Annotated in this window: 21 protein-coding genes and 1 pseudogene; 13 read left to right on the top strand and 9 right to left on the bottom strand. The window is 36.0% G+C overall.

The genetic code is table 11. From position 1 onward, the window contains the following. Nucleotides 1-9 precede the first annotated feature (9 nt). A complete protein-coding gene (locus tag JFU23_RS15080; protein ID WP_201032199.1) occupies nucleotides 10-636 on the bottom strand; it encodes a YczE/YyaS/YitT family protein in 627 nt (208 codons plus the stop codon). Nucleotides 637-734: 98 nt separating this feature from the next. Here JFU23_RS15080 and JFU23_RS15075 point away from each other — a divergent pair, with 98 nt between their 5' ends. Genes JFU23_RS15075 through JFU23_RS15055 form a run of 5 tightly spaced genes read left to right on the top strand, consistent with a single transcriptional unit; the run spans nucleotide 735 to nucleotide 5,200 of the window. After that, nucleotides 735-1,712 carry a LacI family DNA-binding transcriptional regulator gene (locus JFU23_RS15075; RefSeq protein ID WP_002089844.1) on the top strand — a complete coding sequence of 326 codons (978 nt, stop codon included), beginning with the start codon at nucleotides 735-737 and terminating at the stop codon, nucleotides 1,710-1,712. A 10-nt stretch (nucleotides 1,713-1,722) separates the two neighbouring features. Further along, nucleotides 1,723-2,604 carry an SGNH/GDSL hydrolase family protein gene (locus JFU23_RS15070; protein WP_002034946.1) on the top strand — a complete coding sequence of 294 codons (882 nt, stop codon included), beginning with the start codon at nucleotides 1,723-1,725 and terminating at the stop codon, nucleotides 2,602-2,604. After that, nucleotides 2,601-3,518, top strand: coding sequence for an ABC transporter ATP-binding protein (locus JFU23_RS15065; protein WP_201032198.1), 918 nt, complete (start codon nucleotides 2,601-2,603; stop codon nucleotides 3,516-3,518). Before JFU23_RS15070 ends, JFU23_RS15065 begins: the two co-directional genes overlap by 4 nt. After that, the gene (locus tag JFU23_RS15060; protein ID WP_201032197.1) at nucleotides 3,511-4,503 is read left to right on the top strand and encodes an ABC transporter permease; all 993 of its coding nucleotides are present in this window, start codon (nucleotides 3,511-3,513) and stop codon (nucleotides 4,501-4,503) included. Before JFU23_RS15065 ends, JFU23_RS15060 begins: the two co-directional genes overlap by 8 nt. A gap of 19 nt (nucleotides 4,504-4,522) precedes the next feature. Beyond that, nucleotides 4,523-5,200: a uracil-DNA glycosylase gene (locus JFU23_RS15055; protein ID WP_002192234.1), complete on the top strand. Its 678-nt coding sequence runs from the start codon at nucleotides 4,523-4,525 to the stop codon at nucleotides 5,198-5,200. A 38-nt stretch (nucleotides 5,201-5,238) separates the two neighbouring features. On the opposite strand, the gene JFU23_RS15050 is transcribed toward JFU23_RS15055, so the two are convergent. From JFU23_RS15050 to JFU23_RS15040, 3 genes are all read right to left on the bottom strand, one after another. Continuing rightward, entirely contained in the window at nucleotides 5,239-5,532 is a 294-nt protein-coding gene (locus JFU23_RS15050) for a DUF3817 domain-containing protein (protein WP_000953390.1), read from the bottom strand. A 209-nt stretch (nucleotides 5,533-5,741) separates the two neighbouring features. Continuing rightward, nucleotides 5,742-6,563 carry a Cof-type HAD-IIB family hydrolase gene (locus JFU23_RS15045; RefSeq protein WP_002130116.1) on the bottom strand — a complete coding sequence of 274 codons (822 nt, stop codon included), beginning with the start codon at nucleotides 6,561-6,563 and terminating at the stop codon, nucleotides 5,742-5,744. Nucleotides 6,564-6,768: 205 nt separating this feature from the next. After that, nucleotides 6,769-8,049, bottom strand: coding sequence for a purine/pyrimidine permease (locus JFU23_RS15040; protein WP_201032196.1), 1,281 nt, complete (start codon nucleotides 8,047-8,049; stop codon nucleotides 6,769-6,771). 241 nt (nucleotides 8,050-8,290) lie between these two features. On the opposite strand from JFU23_RS15040, the pseudogene JFU23_RS15035 reads away from it, so the two are divergent. The 3 genes and pseudogenes from JFU23_RS15035 to JFU23_RS15025 all read left to right on the top strand — a co-directional run. Next, nucleotides 8,291-8,584, top strand: a pseudogene (locus tag JFU23_RS15035) (cation:proton antiporter regulatory subunit); the annotation flags it as partial. Nucleotides 8,585-8,590: 6 nt separating this feature from the next. Then, a complete protein-coding gene (locus JFU23_RS15030) occupies nucleotides 8,591-8,878 on the top strand; it encodes a YwdI family protein (protein ID WP_001198367.1) in 288 nt (95 codons plus the stop codon). Nucleotides 8,879-8,941: 63 nt separating this feature from the next. Beyond that, entirely contained in the window at nucleotides 8,942-9,310 is a 369-nt protein-coding gene (locus JFU23_RS15025; protein WP_002016371.1) for a DUF423 domain-containing protein, read from the top strand. A gap of 31 nt (nucleotides 9,311-9,341) precedes the next feature. Here JFU23_RS15025 and gerQ read toward each other — a convergent pair whose 3' ends face one another. The 4 genes from gerQ to hemQ all read right to left on the bottom strand — a co-directional run bounded on the left by gerQ (nucleotide 9,342) and on the right by hemQ (nucleotide 12,621). Next, nucleotides 9,342-9,779, bottom strand: coding sequence for a spore coat protein GerQ (gene gerQ / locus JFU23_RS15020; protein ID WP_002143914.1), 438 nt, complete (start codon nucleotides 9,777-9,779; stop codon nucleotides 9,342-9,344). Nucleotides 9,780-9,806: 27 nt separating this feature from the next. Beyond that, nucleotides 9,807-10,229: a cell wall hydrolase CwlJ gene (gene cwlJ, locus JFU23_RS15015; RefSeq protein ID WP_000538158.1), complete on the bottom strand. Its 423-nt coding sequence runs from the start codon at nucleotides 10,227-10,229 to the stop codon at nucleotides 9,807-9,809. Between the two features lie 175 nt (nucleotides 10,230-10,404). Next, nucleotides 10,405-11,682 carry a serine hydrolase gene (locus JFU23_RS15010; RefSeq protein ID WP_201032195.1) on the bottom strand — a complete coding sequence of 426 codons (1,278 nt, stop codon included), beginning with the start codon at nucleotides 11,680-11,682 and terminating at the stop codon, nucleotides 10,405-10,407. A gap of 195 nt (nucleotides 11,683-11,877) precedes the next feature. Beyond that, complete coding sequence (gene hemQ, locus JFU23_RS15005) at nucleotides 11,878-12,621, bottom strand: hydrogen peroxide-dependent heme synthase (protein ID WP_201032194.1); 744 nt, start codon at nucleotides 12,619-12,621, stop codon at nucleotides 11,878-11,880. A 277-nt stretch (nucleotides 12,622-12,898) separates the two neighbouring features. On the opposite strand from hemQ, the gene pta reads away from it, so the two are divergent. From pta to JFU23_RS14980, 5 genes are all read left to right on the top strand, one after another. Beyond that, the gene (gene pta / locus JFU23_RS15000; protein WP_002016367.1) at nucleotides 12,899-13,870 is read left to right on the top strand and encodes a phosphate acetyltransferase; all 972 of its coding nucleotides are present in this window, start codon (nucleotides 12,899-12,901) and stop codon (nucleotides 13,868-13,870) included. Nucleotides 13,871-14,033: 163 nt separating this feature from the next. Next, nucleotides 14,034-15,481 (top strand): IS1182 family transposase gene (locus tag JFU23_RS14995; RefSeq protein WP_374191748.1). Its coding sequence is split into 2 segments (ribosomal slippage): nucleotides 14,034-14,595 and nucleotides 14,595-15,481, totalling 1,449 coding nucleotides; the frame shifts between segments, so codons are not numbered across the junction. An 84-nt stretch (nucleotides 15,482-15,565) separates the two neighbouring features. After that, nucleotides 15,566-15,886 carry a helix-turn-helix domain-containing protein gene (locus JFU23_RS14990; protein ID WP_201031485.1) on the top strand — a complete coding sequence of 107 codons (321 nt, stop codon included), beginning with the start codon at nucleotides 15,566-15,568 and terminating at the stop codon, nucleotides 15,884-15,886. Nucleotides 15,887-15,909: 23 nt separating this feature from the next. After that, nucleotides 15,910-16,761 carry an IS3 family transposase gene (locus JFU23_RS14985; protein WP_172805416.1) on the top strand — a complete coding sequence of 284 codons (852 nt, stop codon included), beginning with the start codon at nucleotides 15,910-15,912 and terminating at the stop codon, nucleotides 16,759-16,761. A gap of 180 nt (nucleotides 16,762-16,941) precedes the next feature. Next, entirely contained in the window at nucleotides 16,942-17,358 is a 417-nt protein-coding gene (locus tag JFU23_RS14980) for a hypothetical protein (RefSeq protein ID WP_201032193.1), read from the top strand. A 40-nt stretch (nucleotides 17,359-17,398) separates the two neighbouring features. Here the strand turns inward: JFU23_RS14980 and lipL are convergent, their stop codons facing one another. Further along, entirely contained in the window at nucleotides 17,399-18,244 is an 846-nt protein-coding gene (gene lipL, locus JFU23_RS14975) for an octanoyl-[GcvH]:protein N-octanoyltransferase (RefSeq protein ID WP_201032192.1), read from the bottom strand. Between the last annotated feature and the right edge of the window lie 5 nt (nucleotides 18,245-18,249).

Genomic DNA, 18,249 nt, shown 5'->3' with positions numbered 1-18,249 from the left:
AAAACCCTATTAAGCGGCTTGCTTAATAGGGTTTTTTCTATTTAAAATCTGCGTACCAACTTGAATAAATGCTTGAATAATCCAACCTGTTGTAAAGGATAAGATAATTGTTCCAAAATAGATTGGCCCATCTAATAAGAAGCTTAATGTTAAAAATAAAAAAGCTAATGAAATTTCTGTTCTTCTAAATGTCCATTTCTTTTTCTCAGCAACAGTTAAAACGAAAGCCTCTTGAGGTGCTGCACAAAGGTTAGTAGAGACGTAAAGACCAATTCCGGCTCCGACGAATAGGTTTCCGCAAATAAGTGTTATATATTTTGGAAGAGAGCGGATAATTTCCATAATGGTCGTAATAGAACCAACCCAATCAACAAAAAGAGAAATAAGAATCATCGTTACAATTGTGCCGATTGTAATTTGTTTTTTGTCCCAAAAGAGTACGATCAGGGTAAAAACAAAGTTAATCATGAAAATCCAAAAACCAATACTTATCCCAAAATTTTGATATAGTGCAATAAAGAAGGAATCATAAGGGCTAAGTCCAAAGGAAGTAATTGTCGTCATCATATTAATACCGATGGCGAGAATGAGTAAACCGCCAATGAAAAATATATATTCTAGTTTGAATCGAAGCATAGTTGTATATCCTTTCAAAATGTATTTGCTAAGAAAGGATATACTGTGGAAAGCTTACCAGGTCAAGCGAGAATTTTTGAGGGGAAGGGGAGAATGAGATGACTAATATAAGAAAGATTGCTGAACTTGCTGGGGTATCTGTTTCAACTGTTTCACGTGTACTCAATAATCATCCGTATGTGAATGAACAGAAACGAAAAGAGATTTTAGCGATTATTGAAGAATTAAATTATACGCAAAATGTGAATGCGATTCATTTAGTGAAAGGAAAAACGAATGTAATTGGCGTTTTATTGCCGCACGTAAATGATCAATATTACAGTGCCATTATTGGGGGGATATCAAAGGAAACCGCAAAGAACAATTATAATATGATGCTTTGCCAGACAAATTATAGCGAAGAAAAAGAGCTTGAAATTTTACATATGTTAAAAATGAAAAAGCTTGATGGAGTAATTATATGTTCACGGACAAATAGTAAGGAAAAACTTGAAGAGTATACGAAGTTTGGTCCAATTGTGATGTGTGAAGAAATAGATTCGAATTTCATTTCGAGTGTACATATTGATTACTACAAAGTATTTTTGCGCGGGATGAAAAGCTTAATAGATGCTGGTCATACACGTATCGGATATTGCATTGGAAGAAGTAATAGTATTAATAGCCAGAGGCGAAAAAAGGCGTATGAGGATTCACTTCAACAGATTGTTGTAACACCGTTAGATGCCTGGAAGTTTAAGGGCTGTTTTACGGTGGAAGATGGGCGCAATGTAGTCAGAGAATGGGCTCGTATGTCTGTAAAACCGACGGCTTTTCTTGTATCTTGCAATCATATTGCTGCAGGAATGGTAACGGAGGCGAAAAAACAAGGAATTCGTATCCCAGAGGATATTACGATTATCGGATGTGATGATCAAGAGGTGGCAAATATATTAGGTATTACGACGATTTCGCATTCTAGTAAAAATGTTGGTGTAAAGGCATTTGAATTATTATATGAAAAGATTAATGATGAGGAAATAGATGTGAAACATGTAGAGTTATTACCAGATTTGGTAGATAGGGAAACGACATAATAGAGAAGGTGTGAAAATCGCTTTTCGAAAATTCGTTTGGTATAATTATGGACAATCTATAGGGGCTAAAAGGGGTTTTGATATGAGATCAAAATTAGTAAAAGTAATTCTACTCATTACAATTGCGTCTTTCTGTTTATTTGCATACGGTTTTGTTTCGGGTGTAAATGATGTATTAAATCCGAAAGCTTCAAAATTAATTACGAAGACTGACGTAGTGGCAAAAGAGAAAAAGAAAACGGGAACGTTACAAGTAGTTAGTTTAGGTGATTCGTTAACGCGCGGCGTTGGTGATAAAGAAGGAATTGGCTATATTGGACGAATGAAAGAGAATTTACAAAAAGATTATAAACAAAAAGTTGCACTAAGCAATTTGGCAGTTAGTGGTGCGAAAATGCCTGATTTATTAAAACAAATCGAAAGCAGCGGAGCTCAATATTCAATTAAGCAAGCAGATGTAATTGTTTTAACAATTGGAGGAAATGATTTATTCCCAGGATGGGAATCGCTCGGAAAGATAGATTTAGAGACGTATCGTCCTGATACGGAAACGTTTCAAAATGAAGCGAAGAAAATTATAGAAGAAATTCGTAAATTAAACACAGATAGTCCTATTTTTTGGCTAGGTTTATACAATCCTTTTGAGGATGTAGAAGATTTAAGAGGTTCATCAAATATTGTTGTTGATTGGAATGCTTCTTTAGAGAAGTTAGCATTAAATGATAAAAATGTATATATTACACCGACATTTGATTTATTCCAAAATCGTGGAAAAGATTTATTATACTCCGATCATTTTCATCCGAATGAAGTAGGCTACACATATATGGCAGAGCGATTAGTCCAAAACGTCGTAAGTAAATTAAAACTAGAGCAAGGAGGGATAAAATGACGACGATACTTTCTGTACGAGACTTGAAGAAGGTAATTGGAAAGAAGACGCTTGTAGAGGACATTTCATTTGATGTAAAACAAGGAGAAGTGTTTGGCTTTTTAGGACCGAACGGAGCCGGGAAAACGACAACAATTCGAATGTTAGTTGGACTGATTAAAGCGACAGAAGGTACTATTTCTATCGGTGGTTATTCTATTAAGGAAAATTTCAGAGAAGCGATGCGTCAAATTGGAAGTATAGTTGAAAACCCAGAGCTTTATACATATTTAACGGGATGGGAAAACTTAAAGCAATTTGCGCGCATGCTTGGTGATATATCAGATGAACGTATTATTGAAATTGCAAAAATGGTTCATTTAGATGAGCGTATTCACGATAAGGTAAAAACATATTCCCTTGGTATGAAGCAGCGTCTTGGAATTGCACAGGCGCTACTTGGAAACCCGAAATTGCTCATATTAGATGAACCGACGAATGGTTTAGATCCAGCTGGGATTAGAGAACTTAGGGAATTTATACATAAGCTTGTAAAAGAAGAAAATATGAGTGTATTTATTTCGAGTCACTTGCTAAGTGAAGTGCAACTGATATGCGACCGTGTTGCTATTATTCATAAAGGAAAAATGATAACAGTTGCACCTATTGAGGAGTTGATCAAAACAGCGAGTGATCGTGTGGAATGGGTCGTTACACCGATTTCCAAAGCGAAAGACATGTTAGAAGCTGCTGAAGAGATAGAGGAAGTTAGTGTAGAAGATGAGCGTTTATTATGTCGTATGGATGTTGCATCTATTAATGTTTGGAATAAGCATTTTGTAGAAAACGGGATAGATGTACATAGCGTCAAAGAGCTTGTATTTACGCTAGAAGATTTATTTATTGAACTCACAAGGGGTGAGCAACATGCGTGAATTTGCGAATCTAGTTTTAAATGAATCAGAAAAGATTTATCGTAAGAAACGAATTGTTGTTGTCATACTTATTTTAGCAATCTTGATTCCACTTTTTGTGTATGCTCAGTATCGTGAAATAGAAACGACGCAAAAAAGGCTTGGTACGACCGATTGGAAAGTATCATTACAGCAACAAATTGTTGATTCACAAAACCGCTTGAACAATTCTAGATTGCCAGAAGAATGGCGGGATTGGTTAAAAGTAAGGGTGGAACAACAACAATATTATTTAGATCATAATATTAATCCGACTGCGCCAGGAGCACCGACATTTGTGAGGGCGTTTATTGAACAAGGAATAACGTTATTTATTCCATTGCTCGTTATGATTGTCGCCATTGATATTGTTTCAGGAGAACGAAGTGATGGTACGATGAAAATGCTTCTGACGAGGCCAATTCGGCGCTGGAAAATACTCCTTAGTAAATATGTGACGATGTTATTTTTCATTTCGCTCATATTGCTTCTTGTCGGTTTGTTTGCTTACGCATTATCAGGGCTTGTATTTGGATACTCTGGATGGAATTTACCTGTGTTAACAGGATTCGTCATTGATAAGGAAACGTTAAATACAAACTTTGTACACCTTATTCCGCAGTGGCAATACATTTTAATGGCGTACGGACTAGCTTGGTTTGTTGCTATCGTTGTTGGAACTATATCATTTATGGTCTCTGTTTTAATTCGTAATACACCAGCTGGTATGGGCGTTATGTTAGCTGCGTTAATTGCAGGCGGCATTTTAAGTTCATTCGCAACGTCTTGGGAAGGTGCGAAATACATTTTTAGTGTCAACTTATCGCTAACGGATTATTTATCAGGAAAACTTCCTGCATTACAAGGGTTATCAATGGGATTTTCTTTAATAAATTTAACGGTTTGGGCAGTAGTATCTCTTATCATTTCGTTTGTAGTATTTACAAGGCAGGATATGGTGAATTAATTGGATAGGAAGTGAAGGCATGGAAAACATTTTGCAGAATGATTGGGGACCATTACTGGGGCCAGAATTTGAGAAAGAATACTATCAAAATTTAGCTAACTTTTTAAAAGAAGAGTATGAGGAGCATGTGATTTATCCAAAGGTAGAAGATATTTTTAACGCTCTTCAGTATACAAGTTATGAAAATACAAAGGTCGTTATTTTAGGACAAGACCCATATCATGGACCGAATCAAGCGCATGGTTTAAGCTTTTCGGTACAACCTGGTATTAAAACGCCGCCATCATTGCTAAATATGTACAAAGAACTTCGAGATGAATACGATTATGAAATTCCGAATAATGGTTATTTAGTAAAATGGGCGGAGCAAGGGGTTTTACTATTAAATACTGTGTTAACGGTTCGTCAAGGTGAGGCGAATTCTCATAAAGGAAAAGGATGGGAGCATTTCACAGATCGCGTAATTGAGCTATTAAATGAACGTGAAAAGCCAGTTATTTTCATATTATGGGGACGCCATGCTCAGGCGAAGAAAAAGTTAATTACGAATACGAGTCATCGTATTATCGAGTCTGTACATCCAAGTCCATTATCAGCAAGACGAGGTTTCTTTGGAAGTAAGCCGTACTCTAAAGTAAATACGATTTTAGCTAATATGGGCGAAAGAGAAATTGATTGGGAAATTCCAAATTTATAAATAGAAAAGGTAGTTAACAGTTGTTAACTACCTTTTTATTATTGTTGTTCGTTCTTTAGTTTTGCATCTAGTACAAAAGTACCGAATGGGATAACTGATGAAACGAATGCCCCAAGTGCCCATAAAATTGATTTACGGTGTACGATTGTTACTTGAATTACTGCAAAGATGAATAGAATAAATAAAACGCCATGAGCCATGCCTGTAATTTTAACAGCTGTTGCAAACCCTGCAAAATATTTTAATGGCATTGCTACAAATAATAGTAATAGAAAAGAAATCCCCTCAATTAAGCCGATTGCTCTTAATCTTCCGATTGGTGTAGATAACATGAAGTAGCCTCCTTTAATGTATGCTTGTATATAGTAAATTTGTATTCTTTTTCAAAATAAAATAGTCTATTTTGTTTAATTATATACAAAAAGAAAGTTTACACTACGAGAATAGTGCAAAGTTCAAAATATAGTCACAAAAGCATTGCAATTTAAATAAAAACCTATTTGAAGTATTTGACTTCAAATAGGTTTTATGAATGAAAATATTAAACAAGCGCTTCGCTTTTTAGTACAAATTTCTCTACAACTTTAGCAACACCATCGTTCATATTTGTATCTGTCACATAGTTTGCGATTTCTTTAATATCATCGGGTGCATTGCCCATCGCAACGCCAAGACCAGCAAATTCAATCATCGCTTGATCGTTATAGCTATCGCCCATTGCAATAACTTCTTCGCGTTTAATACCAAGTTTTTGGATTAATTGGTTTAAGCTCGTTCCTTTTGTAACACCATGTTCAGTAAATTCTAAGAAGAATGGTTTAGAACGCATAACGCTTAATTGGCCTTCTAGTTGTTTTTGTAGTTTCTTTTCTACTTCAACAAGACGTTCAGCTTCTTTGTTCATTAATACTTTTACTACAGGCTCTGTTACAGCGGCTTTAAAATCATCTACTACAACGATTGGCATACCAGTAATGTCGCCCTCAATTTCAGTATACGGATTATTTTCTTCCGTTACGATATCATCGCCAATATAAGTATGAATCCATACGTCTTCAGTTTTACTAATTTCAAATAGGTTGTGAACGATTTCAGGAGATAGCGTACTACTGAAGATTTCTTCATTTGTTTTACAATTAATAATTTTTGCGCCGTTAAAAGATAGAATGAAGCTACCGTATTCCTCTAAACGAAGTTCTTTTGCAACATTGCGCATACCAAACGTTGGGCGCCCAGAAGCAAGTACAACTTTAACTCCTTGCTCTTGTGCTGTCATTAAAGCCTCTTTCGTACGAGGTGAAATTGTATGGTCGTCGCGTAATAAAGTATCATCTAAATCTAAAACAATCATTTTATAAGTCATATAGAAAATTCCTTTCTTTGTTGAAATAGAAATAAATTTTTATGAAGATAGTGGGGAATATATAGTAAGACATCGAACTTCTTTGCATGAAACTAGGAGAAGTTCTGCATTGTTAGTATAAATTATCATGAGCGTGTTGCCCATGATAATTTATCATTATCGTAACAACTCTAAAGATAGAGTGCAATAATGGAAGTTTTCCAATTTACGATGGTTGTTTTTCGTGCGAACGAGAAAATAATATTTCCAGCAAGATAGCCATTACAGATCCAAGAACAAGACCGTTACTTAAAAATGAAGCTAAAGATGGTGGTAGCGTAGAAAACGCTCCTGCTGGAACGAACATAACGCCGACTCCTGTAAAGATTGAAAGGCCTGCTACTTTAAATAATTGTTCTTTATTTTGTACAGTGTCATATTCGCGGAAAGCGAGACCAATCATGCTTGCAAATACAGGATAAATTGCAGCATACCCAACTGCAACGGGGATGGCTGCAAAGAATGAAGTAATCTTTGGGAATATACTAACAAGAATGATAAAGCTTGACCCTAACATAAATGGAAGGCGCTTATAAATATTTGTCGTTGCAATAAATCCTGCGGATCCAGAAATGGCAACAGGACCAATGGCTGAAAATAGACCGCCTAGCAATTGATTTATTCCTGTTATAATGCCAGCTTGTTTGAAGCGATCTGGAGCATCTTCTTCATACTTAGAAACAACCTTTTGTACAACGCGAATACTTGCTAACATATTTGTTAGAAGTAGTAGTGTGACGAAAACTACCGTAATTGCCATGTTCCATTCAATGCGAGGCATTCCGAAAACGAACAGAGATGGAAGACGAATTATATCTGTCACAGGTGTTACTGGATTAGATAATCCGAAGCACGCAAATAATATCCAGCCGCAGACGATACTGAAAAGAACGGAATATTGTCCAATAATAGGTAGCTTCATAATGAAAAAAGATAGTAAAATAACAATGAGTGAAAGAATAAATACCTTTGGCTGTACTTCTGTATGTTGTCCATCAAGGCCAAACATGCCTTTTAAGAAGGAGCCACTAAGTTGTGCGACCAAAAGGAATAAATACGTTCCAATTACTGTCGGTGTAAAGTAACGAACTAGTTTATCAATAAGTCCAAAAACACTAAGAATAATACAAATGATGCCACTTAATAGGAAAGCGTACTGAAGGACCTTAAGTGTTTCATTGCTTGATCCAAATAGTACGACGCCTAAACTTGCATACAAGGAGAAAATTCCCCACCAAAGGCCTGCAGGACCTTCTTGGATAGGAAGTTTATGACCAAATATGGCTTGCAAGAGACCGGCAAAACCGAGAACAAATAATGTTCTTTGTACAAACGCGATAGCTTCAGTGCCATCAAGGCCGTAACTAGTTGCGACACTAATTGGTACAATAAGACTTCCAGCTAAAATAAATAGTGCCCATTGTAAGGCAGAAAGAAATAGCTTCATTATATCAACCTCTTTCATAGATTCCGTTTTCTAGTATATACGTATTTCATTTCCTCTGGCAAAGATTGTAGATAGAGAAAAGAGTTGAAACATAATATGAATGTACGGAAGCAATTATGGATAGCGGTTATATGTATGACTTTTGTTGTAATTCTAGGAATGCTATGATTTATGACAATTGAAGAGATTAGCTTGTTTTAAGCATTTTGGATGACGATGATTACTGTATTAACGGTTGGATATTGCGAATCCGTTAACAGTGCATTATATTGATACAGTATTGTATGGAATAGAGCAATCATTTGTAATTGAAGAAATTCAAGTTGGTAAAGATTCTAACTTAGCTAGTAAATCGTTATTAGAGAGTAATGTGAGAAATCAATTTGGTGTAACAATTTTAGCGATTTTAAGAGATGGGGATATTATCCATAATCCAACGGGGCAGGAAAAACTGCAAGAACATGATATGATAATAGTATTTGGTTCAGTGGAGAAACTGAGGCAATTTGAGAAAGAACTACAAAGTAAGAGGTGACAAGGAATGCAAGTATCTAGCGATAAGGTTTTAAATAAAATGGCGAGTGAAATTGCAAAGGCAAAAAGTAGTGAAGGACAAAAATCAAAAGAGCATTTATTAGTTGTGCGTGCATTATGTGATTTATTATTAGATGAACAAGTTGAGCCTTCTACGTATAGAGAACCACAAGTTCAATCACAAATAATCGGATCTCAGCCTATAACAACAGTTCAACCGGTTATGCCAGTTTCTGGAGAACCTGTGTATATAAAAGAAGAAGGTGCAAATGGTAATTCTTTATTTGATTTTTAGGGATTAAATCGTTTGGATTATATGTGAAAATTGCTTATGATAAAAATAAAAAGGGGAATTAAGATGAAAATTTTCTTTTTACTAGGTTGTATTGCAGCGGGGCTATCTGTTGCATTAGGGGCTTTTGGAGCACATGGTTTAGAAAATAAAATTTCTGCAAAAATGTTAGAAGTGTGGAAGACGGGCGTTACATATCAAATGTTTCATGCAGGTGGCTTATTCGTAGTTGCTCTATTAATGGACAAAATGCAATCATCACTTTTAAGCACTGCGGGTTGGCTTATGGTAGCTGGGATTATTATGTTCTCAGGCAGTCTTTATGCATTAAGTACAACAGGTATTAAATTCTTTGGCCCAATTACACCCCTTGGTGGTGTAGCGTTTATTGTGGCGTGGATTTTAGTCGGAACTGCAGTTGTAAAAGGGTTATAAAAAACAAAAGCTGGCATTCGCCAGCTTTTTTTTATGGTCTTGGAGCATAAGTTGCTTGTTGACCAGGTAAATACGTAATTTCTCCTGGGAATTCTACATAATCTAAATAAATCATTAGTAGTAAAAAGCGTTTTCCAGATTTCGGCTCACTAATTACGATATGATCACGGCCAGCTGCCTCGATGATCCCTGTATAAGATTGTGTACCAAGCGAACTACCGCGTTCATAAGTCATTACAACTGTAGCTGGCTTACCCTTATTTAAACGAAGGATGTTTTCAATATACGATTGCTCTAGTGGTAACATACCTTGAGAAACTGCAAGTTGAGCTTGAGCAGCTTGTTGTTGCATCGCTTGCTGTTGTTGTTGCTGTTGCTGCTGCTGTGGGGTCATTTGTTGCGGTTGCACATAAGTTCCAGATGGTTGATAAAAACCTGTTCCGTAGTACGGGTTTTGTTGCTGTGTCATTCAAAAATCCCTCCTCATTTTCATTCCTTAATATACGCCTGGACAATCTCCACCAGATGGTTGGAAGAAGCAGTGTTTTTTAAAGCGACCAGAATTTTGTTGGTCATACCAAGTTGGTGGGCAGGGACCTTCAGGTCTAAAGAACCATAAGGCGAAGTTGGCGGGCCAAAAACGTTGTCCCTGAATTGTCCGGCGGGCTAAGGCAATATCTTGTTCTCTCGCTCGTTGATAAAAATACCCTTTTTGAGTTGCTTCAAAACCACCAGGATTTTGATAAACCATTTGACGTAAATTACGTATTTTTTTGAAATCTAAACAATTTCCGCGGACACGATTTACCCCAACGTTTCCGACCATTAACATCCCTTGTTGGCCTTCTCCTTCGGCTTCAGCACGCATCAGTCTAGCTAATAACTTAACATCTTCTTCGTTATACGCGATAACACCCATTATGTGTCACCTCTCTTTTTGGAATGCCTTGTAGAAAGAGGTTCATTTCTAGATGAAGTGTGGAACAATTACTAGTTCATACGTATGAGAAAAAGGACGCAGATATGACAACCAAACGAAGTTTTACATCTAGAGGGGAAAATAAAAAAAGCTAGCGTGAGCTAGCTTTTCATCATTAAAATACTTTAGACCATAAGTTTGAGAAGAAATCGCCAATTGAACGCATTGTTAATACGAACCAATTTGCTTTTTCTACTTCTTCAGTCGCTTTTGCAGTAACTTTTATACTTTTATTTCCGTCTAAGAAACCATATTTATCAGTTGGCTCTAAGACGATTGAACCTACCTTTGCATCTTTCTTAATAGGAGCAACTAAATGCCCATCTTCAGCAAGTGATTTATCTGCTTCAGTAGAAATTTTGTAAGGTGATTTGCTACCTTTTGCAGTAACTACTGTCACTTCTTTTTCTGGTGCAACTGTTACGTAGTCTTCTTTTCCTTTTACTACAGAAATTTTGTTATTTTTATCTATTTTTAATTTCTGTTTTTCGAAGTTATTAAATCCATATTCAATTAATGCACGAGATTCTGTGAAACGCTCATCCATTGATTTTGTTTTAATAATAACTGAAATGAGGCGTAAATCACCACGTGTTGCTGTAATAGTGAAGCCATATCCAGCAGTATCAGAACTTCCTGTTTTTAAACCATCTGCTCCTTCATAAGCGAAAGCAGCACCTGGTAACATCCAGTTCCAGTTTTCCATACGAATTGGTTTCGGATGATTATCTGGGAAGTTTCTAAATCTTTGTTTTGTATCCTCTAGCATTTCTGGATACTTTGTAATAATTGTTTTTGAAAGAATACCCATATCGCGAGCTGACATGGAGTTTTCTCCATTCGGATCAGTTCCTTCAGGATGTTTTCCTTTTAAATCAGCGTTATTTAACCCAGTAGCGTTTACAAATTTATATTTCTTTAACCCTAGTTTTTTCGCATGTTCATTTGCGAGATTTAAGAAGTTCTTTTCACTTCCTGCAAGTAATTCTGCTAAAGCAATGCTAGATCCATTTGCAGAGAAGATAACGATAGAATGGTATAATTCTCTTACAGTATATTGACGTCCTTTTTCGAACGGCACGTTAGAGAATTCATTATTACGTGAAACTTCATAAGCGTAATCAGAAATAGTTACTTTCGTATCCCAAGTGATTTTTCCTTCTTTAATTGCTTCTAATACGGCATAAATAACAATTAATTTTGACATACTAGCGATAGCTAGTAATTCATCTGGATTTTGTTCATGCAGTATTTTTCCTGTATCCGCATCAAATAGCAGTGCAGCAGCTGCCTCTATATGTATTTTTTCTTCTGCATGGGATGTTGTTACTCCTAAGGAAGAAATTGACAATAGAGACACTAGTAAAATAGACAAGATTTTCTTCATATACATTATCACCTTCGCATCGTTATTAGCATATAGCTCGTACCATTTTAGCATAAATTTGGATATAGAAAGGTTACAATTTTGTAAGGAAATTGAAAAGAATTTGTCGATTTTTGTTCAAATTTGCAGAGAAAAGAAGTTTTTTGTGGGTAAATATAGAGGATAATAAAAAAAGGAACGAAATTCGTTCCTTTTTCATTATTATATGTGTAAAAATTTCTCTACTTTTTCGTCTGGTAAAATGTTCCCAACGAAGAATGTACCGAATTCACCGTAACGAGCACTTACTTCATCGAAGCGCATTTCATATATAAGCTTCTTAAATTGAAGAACATCGTCAGCAAATAATGTTACGCCCCACTCGAAATCGTCGAATCCGACTGATCCTGAAATTACTTGGCGTACTTTCCCTGCGTATTGGCGACCGATTTTGCTATGGCTGTACATAAGTTTCTTACGTTCATCCATAGGAAGCATATACCAGTTATCATTACCTTGGCGACGCTTATCCATTGGATAGAAGCAAATGTGATTTGCTTTCGGTAACTCAGGATATAAGCGAGCTAAGACTTGTGGGTTTTGGTATGGGTCTTCATCAGCTGGAAGATAGTTGCTTAGTTCAACAACAGATACGTAAGAATATGCAGGAACTAAATATTCAGCTAATGTTGTTTTATTTAATTCTGTTTCGATTTCATTTAACTCTTCTATTGTTGGACGTAAGATCATAAGCATAATATCTGCTTTTTGACCAACAACTGTATACATTGCATGACTGCCTTTTTTTGCAGTAGCTACTTCGTTCCATTTTTCAACGACATTTAAAAATTCAGACACTGCTTGTCCGCGTTCGTCACTAGATAATGTTTTCCATGCTGCCCAATCAATAGAACGTAAATCATGTAAACAATACCAGCCATCTAACGTTGTTGTTGCTTCACTCATTCTATTCACCTCAGTTAATGATATTTTACACGTTAACTATAGCATATATAGGATTAAAAACATCTAAATAAAGTTTCGGTGCATAAAACTGTCACATTTATATTTACTGGAAAACGGGAGAAAATAAGGCTTAAGTAGGCTTTTTTTCTCGGCTGAATTTTATGAAAATATAATCATTTTCATTTTATCTATTTTTTGGGAGCTATAAGTTTAAAATATAGCTGAAAAGAAGTATTCTTAAAGGTAGAGTTTTTAACATTTGTAGGAGGGTTTATTCGTGAGCAATTTATTTACAGCAGTAAAAGAAAAAGTTCAAGGAAAAGGCATTTCTATCGTACTTCCTGAAGGAACTGATGAAAGAATTTTAGGCGCTGCAGAGCGTTTAGCAAAAGAAGAGTTAGTAAAACCAATTTTAGTTGGTAATAAAGAAGAAATTAGCGCAAAAGCTGCTAGCATGAACTTAACATTAGCAGGTGTTGATATTTACGATCCAGCTACATACGAAGAGATGGATGCAATGGTAGCATCGTTCGTTGAACGCCGTAAAGGTAAAGCAACAGAAGAAGATGCTCGTAAAATTCTTAAAGACGAAAACTACTTCGGTACAATGCTTGTATACATGGGCAAAGCACAAGGTTTAGTAAGTGGTGCAGCTCACTCTACAGCGGATACAGTTCGTCCAGCGCTTCAAATTATTAAAACAAAACCAGGCGTTACAAAAACTTCAGGCGTATTCATCATGGTACGTGAAGAAGAGAAGTATGTATTCGCTGATTGCGCAATTAACATTGCACCAAACAGCCAAGATTTAGCTGAAATTGGTATCGAAAGTGCGAAAACTGCTGAACTATTCGGTATTGACCCACGCGTTGCTATGTTAAGCTTCTCTACAAAAGGTTCTGCGAAATCTCCAGAAACAGAAAAAGTTGTAGAAGCAACTCGCATTGCAAAAGAAATGGCTCCTGAATTAACTTTAGATGGAGAATTCCAATTCGATGCTGCATTCGTACCATCTGTAGCTGAGAAGAAAGCTCCAGGTTCTACAATTAAAGGTGATGCTAACGTATTCGTATTCCCAAGCTTAGAAGCTGGTAATATCGGCTACAAAATCGCTCAACGCTTAGGTAACTTCGAAGCAGTAGGACCAATCTTACAAGGTTTAAACATGCCTGTAAATGATCTATCTCGTGGATGTAACGAAGAAGAAGTGTACAAGTTAGCTTTAATTACAGCAGCTCAAGCACTTTAATTCTATAATGAATTAATATGAAAAAAGACCACCCTATTTCTTTTGAAATGAGGGTGGTCTTTTTTCAGGCTGTGGAGAAAGCCTTCTCCACAGCCTATTTTTGTGTCTGAACCTCTTTTTATGTGTCAACACTGATAAAAAAGAGGAAAAGGAGAGATTTCTTATGATGGGTGCTTTAAAAAATCATCGCGACGAGCGTGTATCTGTTTCTGTAGAAGAATTGGTTCCACAAGATCATTTCCTTCGTGCGATTGAAGCGACAATTAGTTTTGATTTTATTGAGGAGAAGTTACGCCCTTATTATTGTGAAAACAATGGCCGTCCGTCAATCCATCCTATCGTTTTATTTAAGATGATGTTTATTGGATATTTTTATGGTATTCGTTCTGAGCGTCAATTGGAAAAGGAGATTAAAACGAACATTGCCTACCGTTGGTTTTTAGGGTTCTCTCTATCAGATACAATTCCAGATCATTCTACAATCAGTTGGAATCGCCGTACTCGTTTCGTTCATACAAATATTTTCGAAGAAATTTTTGATGAGATTGTGAGACAAGCGACGGAGCGCCGTATGGTAGGAGGACGTGCGTTGATGACAGATTCCACACACATTAAGGCCAATGCCAATAAAAATAAATTTGTACATAAATATAAAAAAGAAAAGGCAAAGTTCTATATAGATGAACTAGAAGCTGCGGTAATCGAAGATCGTGAGGCGCACGGAAAAAAGAATTAAAACCTAGAAAGGAAAGTGATACCCCTACTAAAAAAACTCGGATAAGTACAACGGATCCAGATAGTGGATTTTTAATGAGAGATGGAAAACCGAACGGTTTTCATTTTTTAGATCATCGTACGACTGATGCGAAGTACAATATTATTACAGATACCTATATAACGGCTGGAAATATGGCAGATTCCGAGCCGTATTTAGCACGTCTACAAGCTCAAGTTGATAAATTCGGATTTGAAGTGGAAGCTGTAGCTCTTGATGCAGGCTATTTTACAGGATATATCTGTAAGAAGTTATCAGAAAGAAATATATTTATGGTGATGGGGTATCGCCGATTTGGAAAGAGAAATAAAGAAGTACCGAAAAGCCAATTTAAATATGTAGAAGAAATGAATGCATTTGCTTGTCCGATGGGATGTATTTTAGAATATGCGACAACGGATCGCGAAGGATATCGTCAATATAAATCGAATCCAGAAGACTGCGCTGTTTGTCCGCTACGTGAGGTATGCTTTTCAAAGAAACAAAAACAAAAAGTTATCACCCATCATATATGGGAGAAATATAAAGATATCGCTAGAAAAAACAAACTAACAGCTACAGGGAAAAAGTTGTATAAAGTACGATGTTCAACTATAGAGCGAAGCTTTGCGGATGCAAAAGAACTACATGGCTATCGATATGCTCGGTTTCGAGGGCTGAAATCTGTCCAAATGCAGGCTTACCTCACCGCCGCTTGTCAAAACATGAAAAAAATAGCCCTCCATCTAACCAAAAAGGGGTTGGTGGAGGGCTATTTTTCTAAATTCTACTATTTTTTGTTGTTTTCTTTCGCTAAAATCAAAAAAGATTCCAGAGTGTTGGGAACCCTAAAGTGATATTATCCCCTTTAATTAGACGGTGTAAAAAGACCATGTACATACATACATGGATGTTACACTATTACTTGGAGGGGATTTTTCATGACTAAAAAAGGTTCAACATTTATTACATATTCAGAAGAATTAAAGTTAACGGCTGTTCAAAGTTATTTAAACGGAGAAGGAAGTTATAATATGATAAAAGAAAAATATCAGATTAGAAGCTCTACACAACTAAAAAATTGGGTGAAAAAATATAAAGAATCTGGTGAAATTACAGATACTCGTGGAAAAAATGGTGGAATGAAAGGTATATCAAATCCTCTAAAAGGCAAACGCGTTCATTTTAAGACGATTGAAGAGGAACGTGACTACTATAAGGCACAGGTTGAATATTTAAAAAAGCAGTATCCGAATCTGTAAATGGAGGTGCACTAAAATATACGGTGAGATATCATATCATTGAATCATTAAAGGGGAAATATCCAGTTATATGGCTTACGAAATTTGCGGGTGTACATCGTTCAAGTTACTATAAGTGGATTCATACAAAAAGTATGAAAAACATACGACTAGAATCCGAGAAACGATTAAAAAAAGTAATACAATCTATTCATGTAAGGCACAAGGAATATGGTTATCCACGTATGAAAATCGCTTTACAGGAAGAGGGATACTTTATAAATCACAAAAAAGTATATCGCTTAATGAGCGAGCTCAACATTCAATCTATTATTCGAAAGAAGCGTCGCTTCTTTAAAGGGAACTATTCCAATGTTTTTCCGAATGTTTTAAACCGTGAATTCAAAGATCGCCAACAAAATGAAGCGCTTGTTACAGATATTACTTACCTACGATTCCAAGAGGGATTTCGGTATCTTTCTGTTGTACAAGATATTTATAATAACGAAGTTGTTTCTTGGAAAATATCCAAGCGCAACGATAATGAACTTGTATTAGATACAATTGAAATGTTGGCACAAAAAAGAGATGTGCGTGGAACCATTCTCCATTCAGATCAGGGATTCCAGTACACATCTCACGCCTACAACAAACGACTTTTAGGTTTAGGTATCATTGGCAGCCACTCTCGCAAAGGAAACTGCCATGATAATGCCTGTATTGAGTCATTTTTCTCCCATTTTAAATCGGAAATGTTGTATTTGAATCATTTTAAAACAGAAGCAGATTTAATACAAGCAATTGAAGAGTATATTTATTTTTATAACTATAAACGGTTCCAAAAACGACTCAACCACCGAGCTCCGATAGAATATCGAATCTCGATGGCTGCTTAGTCTTTTTAATATTGTCTACTTGACAGGGATAAGACCAAAAGGGTTTCCCAACACTCTGAAAAAAGACCACCCTATTTCTTTTGAAATGAGGGTGGTCTTTTTTGTTTATCCTTTAAAATTTAAGTAGTTTTAAATCTTTAAGGAATATATATAATTTTAATAATAGGGGGAGGGATGAAAGTGACAGTACACCAATTTATTGCGGCAAATAAAGAACTACCAGTAGGGGATTACGGAATGATTGAAGGGGATTTTATAACGATTGTGAAATTAGAAACGTACTATGAGCCGATCAAAAAACACTTTCATAAAATGTGGGTCTATGAAATGGATGGATATTTAGGGAGACCGGGGGAAGGTGTGAAAGTATTATTTCATTATATAAATAGCAATTTAAATGATGGTGAAGAAATAGAAATCTACAGTTGTTTAGATGGAGAAGAGGAACATGAGAAAGATGATAAGCTAGACATTACAATTGATTTGAAAAACCTTCAATTCGGCAAGCACATTAAGTTAAATAAGAAAAAATATATTGAACAATTAGGAGAAACATTTTTCTTAGAAGATAAGCAATTTGTTGTGGTGAAAAAATAAAAGCATGTATATAAAAAAACCGTCGCTATAGCGGCGGTTTTTATTTCTCTAAGCCAAGTGCCTTATTATTACGGTCAATAATACGTTGTAAATTCGTCTCATATAAAGGAACTTCATCTACTGTTAGCTGAGATGAGGTTAACTTTGGCGCGAATTGTTGCAACGTTTTTAAAAGGCGCATCATTAAATCTTGCACTGTAATTGTTTCGCCAAGTAATTCAGATAGTGAAGCCATCGTACTCGGTACAATTTCAGGATACGTAAATTTTGTTTCTTCGCCTTGAATTGCTACGTTGTAAAAATCACGAACGAGTGCGGCACGCTCAGATCCGCTTCCTGTCGCACATAAGTAAATTTGTACAGCAACGCCTCCGCGAATACGACGCTGAGAAATACCAGCAAATTTTTGATCGCGAATGCTCAAATCGTAGCTACCAGGACAATAAGAACCAACAATTTCTTTTGCTTCGATAGTAACATCGTAATCTTTTAACATTTCCTTAATTAAATGCCACATCGTATCGTATCCAAGGTCGATATCAATACCCTTTTCTGTTTCTTGGAATAAAAGTGATACGTTTAAAACACCTTCATCAAGTACGACAGCAAGTCCACCAGAATTACGAACGATAACATTGAAGTCGTTTTCTTTTAAAAAGGAAATACCTTCTTCTAAATGTGGTAGGCGTGAATCTTGAATGCCAAGAACAATTGTATTGTGATGAACCCAAGAGCGCATTGTTGCAGCGGATAGACCATTTCCAATACTTGTGCATAACGTGTCATCCATTGCGAATGACTGAAGTGCATGGAAAGTTGGTCCTAAACTAGACTGATCTACAATACGCCACTCTGGCTGAGATAAAATCGAACGGGAATTGCTCATATAAC

Source organism: Bacillus sp. TH50 (assembly GCF_016650565.1).
GTDB lineage: Bacteria > Bacillota > Bacilli > Bacillales > Bacillaceae_G > Bacillus_A > Bacillus_A mycoides.
Note: the sequence above shows the minus strand (reverse complement) of the source record. Positions and strands in the feature narration are given on the sequence as shown.

What these genes read in the sequence shown, in the direction of transcription:
- JFU23_RS15080 (WP_201032199.1), bottom strand. Translation starts at nt 636, where the DNA reads ATGCTTCGATTCAAACTAGAATATATATTTTTCATTGGCGGTTTACTC.
- JFU23_RS15025 (WP_002016371.1), top strand. Translation starts at nt 8,942, where the DNA reads ATGAAAATTTTCTTTTTACTAGGTTGTATTGCAGCGGGGCTATCTGTT.
- JFU23_RS15010 (WP_201032195.1), bottom strand. Translation starts at nt 11,682, where the DNA reads ATGTATATGAAGAAAATCTTGTCTATTTTACTAGTGTCTCTATTGTCA.
- gerQ (WP_002143914.1), bottom strand. Translation starts at nt 9,779, where the DNA reads ATGACACAGCAACAAAACCCGTACTACGGAACAGGTTTTTATCAACCA.
- JFU23_RS15060 (WP_201032197.1), top strand. Translation starts at nt 3,511, where the DNA reads ATGCGTGAATTTGCGAATCTAGTTTTAAATGAATCAGAAAAGATTTAT.
- JFU23_RS15055 (WP_002192234.1), top strand. Translation starts at nt 4,523, where the DNA reads ATGGAAAACATTTTGCAGAATGATTGGGGACCATTACTGGGGCCAGAA.
- JFU23_RS15065 (WP_201032198.1), top strand. Translation starts at nt 2,601, where the DNA reads ATGACGACGATACTTTCTGTACGAGACTTGAAGAAGGTAATTGGAAAG.
- JFU23_RS15075 (WP_002089844.1), top strand. Translation starts at nt 735, where the DNA reads ATGACTAATATAAGAAAGATTGCTGAACTTGCTGGGGTATCTGTTTCA.
- JFU23_RS15045 (WP_002130116.1), bottom strand. Translation starts at nt 6,563, where the DNA reads ATGACTTATAAAATGATTGTTTTAGATTTAGATGATACTTTATTACGC.
- JFU23_RS15030 (WP_001198367.1), top strand. Translation starts at nt 8,591, where the DNA reads ATGCAAGTATCTAGCGATAAGGTTTTAAATAAAATGGCGAGTGAAATT.
- cwlJ (WP_000538158.1), bottom strand. Translation starts at nt 10,229, where the DNA reads ATGGGTGTTATCGCGTATAACGAAGAAGATGTTAAGTTATTAGCTAGA.
- JFU23_RS14990 (WP_201031485.1), top strand. Translation starts at nt 15,566, where the DNA reads ATGACTAAAAAAGGTTCAACATTTATTACATATTCAGAAGAATTAAAG.
- hemQ (WP_201032194.1), bottom strand. Translation starts at nt 12,621, where the DNA reads ATGAGTGAAGCAACAACAACGTTAGATGGCTGGTATTGTTTACATGAT.
- lipL (WP_201032192.1), bottom strand. Translation starts at nt 18,244, where the DNA reads ATGAGCAATTCCCGTTCGATTTTATCTCAGCCAGAGTGGCGTATTGTA.
- JFU23_RS15050 (WP_000953390.1), bottom strand. Translation starts at nt 5,532, where the DNA reads ATGTTATCTACACCAATCGGAAGATTAAGAGCAATCGGCTTAATTGAG.
- JFU23_RS15040 (WP_201032196.1), bottom strand. Translation starts at nt 8,049, where the DNA reads ATGAAGCTATTTCTTTCTGCCTTACAATGGGCACTATTTATTTTAGCT.